The organism is Microvirga sp. P4_G7 (assembly GCF_056401005.1).
On record NZ_JBFUKD010000215.1, the window covers coordinates 1 to 5529 of the forward strand.

The window sequence follows — 5529 nt, forward strand, 5'->3', positions numbered from 1 at the left end:
GGGTCTTGCCGCCCATGAACGTCCGCCCGCCGCGCGATGAAGCCGCGACGGAGCCGCTCCTCGTCCATGTGTGGACGCCAACGGGCTCCGCGAAGGACATCCGTCGCCGGCCGATGATCGACCGCTACATCGCGGCGGTCGATGGCAACGGTGTGGTATCGACGGGACACGCATCCCTCGAATACGGGAACGATGTCTATGTCAGTCACTATCCGGCCGTGGAGCTCGATCGCTCCATGAACGACGTCGGGCGAGTCCTGCGTGCGCACGAATCGAACGATGTCCGCGGCCGGTTTCAGCCGTCCTATGCGTTCGAGAGCGCAAATTGGTGCGAGGCGGACGCACTGGTGAAGTTCCATCGATTCGACGCCGCGAAACTCGACGCCTTCTGGGCGGCTTACAGCGCGGACGACACTTACAACCTGACCAACCGCAATTGTTCGGTCGCGGTCGCGATGGCGCTCGAGGCCTCCCTCGAAGGCATATTGCGGACCGACAAGGTGTGGCGCCGCTTCGGGGCGCTTCTCGCCAACCCCGATCTCTGGCTCGCCGCCGTTTTGCGCGAACAGGCGGAGGCGATGACGTGGACGCCGGGTCTCATCCTCGACTACGCCCGCGCGCTGCGCCGTATCGTCCATCCTTCCGGTCTTCGCTGGCCCGACCGCCTGCGCAACATGCTGCATGTGCGTCGACGCCTGCGGATGCAGAATGAGGAAATCGCTCCCGCATGACGTTCCAGGAATTCGGTCTGAGCCGGCAGCAACGCGTCTTCTCGGGTGCGGCGGTCGTCGCAACGGCGACCATGTTCGGGCTCACCTACAGCCTGAGTGCGTCGTTGATCGCGCTCGATCTCGCCGAACGCGGTTTCGAGGAAACCATGATCGGCCTCAACGCGGCGATGCATGCGCTCGGCGTCTTGGCGATCGCCCCTCTGCTGCCGCGCATCGTCGGGAATTTCGGCGCCCGGCCTCTCGTGATGGCTGCGTTGATCCTTGCCGCCATCGTGCTTGTTCTCTTTCCCAACGTTCCATTGGTCTGGCTCTGGTTTCCGCTGCGCTTTCTGCTCGGCGTCGCATCGGAGATCATGTTCGTTCTCTCCGAAACGTGGATCAACCAACTGAGTTCGGAGAACACCCGCGCGCGTTCGATGGCGACCTATACGGCGGCGCTGTCGCTCGGGTTCGCGCTCGGCCCTTTGATCCTGTCCTTCATCGGGACGGACGGTGGCGGAGCCTATTATATCGGCGCGGCCCTCGCGGGATCGGCGTTTCTCGTGCTCGCCTTGCCGATGGTCGTGGCGCCTGCCTATGACGAGCCATCGCACGGCAATCCTCTGCGCTATGCGCGTCTGGCGCCCATCGCGATCGCGACGACGGTCCTCAACGCCGCCATCGAAACGGCGGGGCTTTCGTTCCTCGCGCTTTATGCAATCGGAAACGGCTGGGCGGAGGAGAGCGCGACGCAACTGATCGCGACCATGATGTTCGGCGCCATCCTGCTGCAATTGCCGATCGGCTGGCTCGGCGACAAGATGGACCGGCGCAAGCTCGTCATCATCCTGGGTGTGCTCTCCGGATTCGGCGCGTTGATCTGGCCGTTCGTGCTTGCGACTCCGTGGGTCGCTTACGCCACGGTGTTCGTCTGGGGCGGATTGTTCGTCGGCATCTACACGATCATGCTCACGGTCGTCGGGAGCCGGTTCAAAGGGAGCGATCTCGTCGGGATCTACGCGGTGATGGGATTGACGTGGGGCGCCGGCGCGCTGATCGGCCCGGCGGCCGCAGGTGTCGCCATGGATCTCGTGCCCCATGGATTGCCCATCTTCGCCTCGCTCGCCTGCTTCGTGTTCGTGATCTTCATGGTTCGCCTGAAGGGAAAAGTGTGATCCAGCACTCCCCGTCACCCGTATAGAAGGATGACGCCTCGGTGGAGGCGCGGAGCGGGGCAGACGACGTGAAAACCTATCTTGTCGCTTATGGTGTGACGGCCGTCGTCTTCTTGGCCGTGGACGCGATCTGGCTCACGACGATGACCGGCGCGCTCTACCGGCCGATCCTCGGCGATCAACTGGTCGACCAGCCGCGCCTCGTCCCGGCCATTGCGTTTTACCTGATCTATGTCTTCGGCATCGTTTTCTTCGCGATCCTGCCCGCGCTGCAAAGCGGGCAATGGACGACCGCGTTGGTTCACGGTGCGCTCTTCGGCTTTATCGCCTACGCGACCTACGACCTGACCAATCAAGCGACGCTCAAATCGTGGTCGACGCTTCTGACTCTCGCCGATCTCGCCTGGGGCACGATCCTCACGGCGATCGCGGCGACCTTCGGCTACCTCGTCACGACATGGCTTGTTCGCCCCTGATCGGGCGCCGCTCGGTTAGGGGCATCACACCGGCCGCAGTCGATAGTGGCTGACGGCCCAATCCTCCCCGTCGGCGTGGCCGAAAAGGCCCGAGGTGGCAAGGAAGAACCAGCGCCACCGACGCTTCCAGACGAACGCGTCACTGCCGTAGACCTCCTGCAGGATGACATCGATGGCTTTGGCATTGCGGTCGAAATTGGCGAGCCAGTCATCCGCGGTGCGCTTGTAGTGCTTTCCGTTCCAGCGCCATTGCGCGTCGACGGCGAAGAGATCGGGAAAATGACGGATCAGATCGTGGCTCGGCATGATGCCGCCGGTGAAGAAATGATGCGCGATCCAATCCGCTTCGTCCTCATGATCGAAGCGATACGGCGATGTCTTGTGCGTAAAGACGTGCAGGAAGAGCAGGCCGTCCGCCGCAAGCCATGAGCGAACACGGCGCAGGAGCGCGGTCCAGTTCGACATATGCTCGAACATCTCGATTGAGACGATCCGGTCGAACCTCGCCTGCGGATCGAACGCATTCATATCGGCCGTCACGACGGTGAGGTTCGTGAGGTTGCGCGCGGACGCCTGGCTTTCGATGTAGCGACGCTGTGGCGTGGAGTTCGAGACGGCTGTGATCGCGGCACACGGAAATTGTTCGGCCATGGCAAGCGACAGGGATCCCCAACCGCAACCGAGCTCGAGAATCGTCTGCCCATCGCGCAGATCCGCATGGGCGACGGTTTCCCTCAAGGCGTGCTCTTCCGCCTGCGCCAGCGAAGCCGTCGCGTCGCGATAAAGACAGCACGAATATTTGCGTTGCGGGCCCAGGACGAGCGCGAAGAATTCCGGCGGCAATTCGTAATGCTGCTCGTTGGCGCGATCCGTGTGAACCGCGATCGGACGATCGCCCATCGCTTGGGCGAAGCGGCGGGCAGCGTGCTCGTCCCGTACGGTCTCCAACTTCTGGCGCGTGCGGCCGACCAGGAAATCGATCCCGAAACGCGTCACGCGATCGGGAAGCGGCACGCGTTCCGCAACCTTGATGGTGGAGGCGATCAGGCTCATGGGGATGTCTCGCTTGTGGAGGCAGGTTTGCTCGGCCAGCCGGGAAAGAACGCGTTGACGCGCGCCTGGTAGTCCCGAAACGCCGCGCCGCGCGAGCGCAGCATGTGCGCCTCGAGCGGCGGAATTCCGGAGGCGTAAACGAGAAGCCAATACATCAGGATGGGAGCCAACAGCGCGACCCATCCCCAGGGATAGAATGGCGCGATGGCGAGGAAGGGATAGGCGCACCAGCCAAGGCACTCGAAGAAGTAGTTCGGATGGCGCGATACGGACCAGAGACCGGTATCGCAGACTTTGCCTTTGTTGGCGGGATCGGCTTTGAAGGCGCGCAGCTGACGATCGGACAGGGTTTCCCCGCCGACGGCCACCACGAAGATCGCGATGCCGATCCAATCGGCCAGGCGCAGGAATGATGCCGGATTATGCGCGGCGACGAAGACGGTCAGTGCGAGGATGAAGGCGACAGCAGCCTGGATCTGAAGAAACCAGAACAGGCGTCGAGGAAAGTCCGCGCCCCATTCCTTCTCGAGCTGCGCATAGCGCGGATCGTCGCCGGCGCCGTGGGTCCGCAGGGCGATCGAGCCGCCGAGCCGCAGGGCCCAGATGGCGACCATCGCGGCGACAACGACCTGTCGTACGCCGGGGGCGGACCCGTGAACCGGGGGGAGGGCAAGGACACACCCGATCGTTCCTACGGACAGGGACCAGATGGCGTCGATCCATCCGGATTGTCCCGTCTTCCGCTGGACGAACCACGCCATGCTCAATGCGCCCGACGAAGCGATGGCGGCGATGACGACGAGGCTGAGAGCCGTGGTGAACGTCATCGCCAACCCCCTAGATCACTATCCGGACCATGATGGCGTCCTAGACCCCGATCACCGGCTGAAGGAGCCGCCCGAAAAAACCATCAAGTCGGATCCGACCTTCGAGGGCGGCGAGACAGATACATTCCCCATCGCGGTCCACCACCGGCTGGTGCTCGGTCTCCGCATCCGCCTCGCTTAGATCGCCCGGTGCATAATGCCCGTCGAGATCGGAATAGGCGCCCTTCAGCACGAGATTGAGCTCCATCCCCGTGTGCCCGTGTTGCGGCATCTTGCGGCCGGCGGCGATGCGCAGCAGGAGGACGTTGGCGAAACGATCGTACGGTAACCCGACACGGCTCCAGCGCACGCCCGGACCACCCCATCGCCACGGCCTGATCTCGCAATCCTGCAACACGCGCGGCAGGGCCATTCCGGTTGGGAGGTCGATGATCCCTCGCCGAGGGCGGTCTGCAGAGCGGTGGGGCATCACAGGCGTCTCAATCCGCGCCAATGTCTTGGCGAGTGCGTCCGCAGCCAGCTCCACCGGCGCGAGGGCGTTGAGCAAATGCCCGCCGACATCCTCGAACAGCGAGACGTTGCGACGGCAATCGGAACAGGCCTCGAGATGAGCGGCGACGACCAGGGCAAGGCCGCTCCCGAGAGTGCCCGCGGCATAACGCGCAAGAGTCTCTTCGCTCGGATGGTGAAGGGCGCTCATGTCAGGTCGCCTAGCAAAGTGCGCAACCTGTTCATGGCCAGGCGTACGCGGGATTTGACGGTGCCGAGCGGAAGCCCGAGGTCCCGGGCGATTTCCGCATGGGGTTTCTCATGGAAAAAGGACATTTCGACGATTTTGACCTGCTCCTCGGAGAGGGACTTGAGCGCCAGGCGGACGCGCTCTTCCCGCTCGGCGACAAGGATCGCGCCGTCGACGGGAGGCACTTCCTGCTCGTCGGTCGGATCCGGTTCGAGATTGAACGCTTTCTTTTCACGCCGCTGCTGATCGATGCGCAGGTTACGCGCGATCGTGAAAATCCAGGCGCTGGCGCCGGCTCGGCTCGGATCGAAGGAGGCAGCCTTTTGCCACACCGCCAGCATGGTGTCCTGGGCGAGCTCTTCGGCCACGTTCGCGGCGGTTCCGAACCGGATCAGATAGCTTTTTACGCGGGGGGCAAAATGCGTGAAGAGCGTAGCGAAGGCATCCCGGTCGCGCCTGGTCGCGATCGCTACGATGAGCTTCGACAATTCGTGAGAAGCAGCAGCGTCGTTCGACGACAGCGGTCTCATAGGCCGCTCCCTGTGGAGG

General features: G+C 63.4%; 6 protein-coding genes and 1 pseudogene. 3 read left to right on the forward strand and 4 right to left on the reverse strand.

The window, feature by feature from the left end:
• From AC1DT3_RS11040 to AC1DT3_RS11050, 3 genes and pseudogenes are all read left to right on the forward strand, one after another.
• Positions 1-731: pseudogene (locus tag AC1DT3_RS11040) on the forward strand (protease); the annotation flags it as partial.
• Positions 728-1885 (forward strand): MFS transporter, encoded by a 1158-nt coding sequence (locus tag AC1DT3_RS11045; RefSeq protein ID WP_477465305.1) that lies wholly within the window; start codon positions 728-730, stop codon positions 1883-1885. The pseudogene AC1DT3_RS11040 and the gene AC1DT3_RS11045, both read left to right, overlap by 4 nt.
• Before the next feature lie 68 nt (positions 1886-1953).
• The gene (locus tag AC1DT3_RS11050) at positions 1954-2361 is read left to right on the forward strand and encodes a DUF2177 family protein (protein ID WP_477465306.1); all 408 of its coding nucleotides are present in this window, start codon (positions 1954-1956) and stop codon (positions 2359-2361) included.
• Positions 2362-2385: 24 nt separating this feature from the next.
• Here the strand turns inward: AC1DT3_RS11050 and AC1DT3_RS11055 are convergent, their stop codons facing one another.
• Genes AC1DT3_RS11055 through AC1DT3_RS11070 form a run of 4 tightly spaced genes read right to left on the reverse strand, consistent with a single transcriptional unit; the run spans position 2386 to position 5510 of the window.
• A complete protein-coding gene (locus AC1DT3_RS11055; protein WP_477465307.1) occupies positions 2386-3414 on the reverse strand; it encodes an SAM-dependent methyltransferase in 1029 nt (342 codons plus the stop codon).
• The gene (locus tag AC1DT3_RS11060) at positions 3411-4241 is read right to left on the reverse strand and encodes a DUF1295 domain-containing protein (RefSeq protein ID WP_477465308.1); all 831 of its coding nucleotides are present in this window, start codon (positions 4239-4241) and stop codon (positions 3411-3413) included. The genes AC1DT3_RS11055 and AC1DT3_RS11060 overlap by 4 nt, the downstream gene beginning before the upstream one ends.
• Before the next feature lie 40 nt (positions 4242-4281).
• Positions 4282-4941, reverse strand: coding sequence for a ChrR family anti-sigma-E factor (locus AC1DT3_RS11065; protein WP_477465309.1), 660 nt, complete (start codon positions 4939-4941; stop codon positions 4282-4284).
• Positions 4938-5510 carry a sigma-70 family RNA polymerase sigma factor gene (locus AC1DT3_RS11070; protein ID WP_477465310.1) on the reverse strand — a complete coding sequence of 191 codons (573 nt, stop codon included), beginning with the start codon at positions 5508-5510 and terminating at the stop codon, positions 4938-4940. The genes AC1DT3_RS11065 and AC1DT3_RS11070 overlap by 4 nt, the downstream gene beginning before the upstream one ends.
• Between the last annotated feature and the right edge of the window lie 19 nt (positions 5511-5529).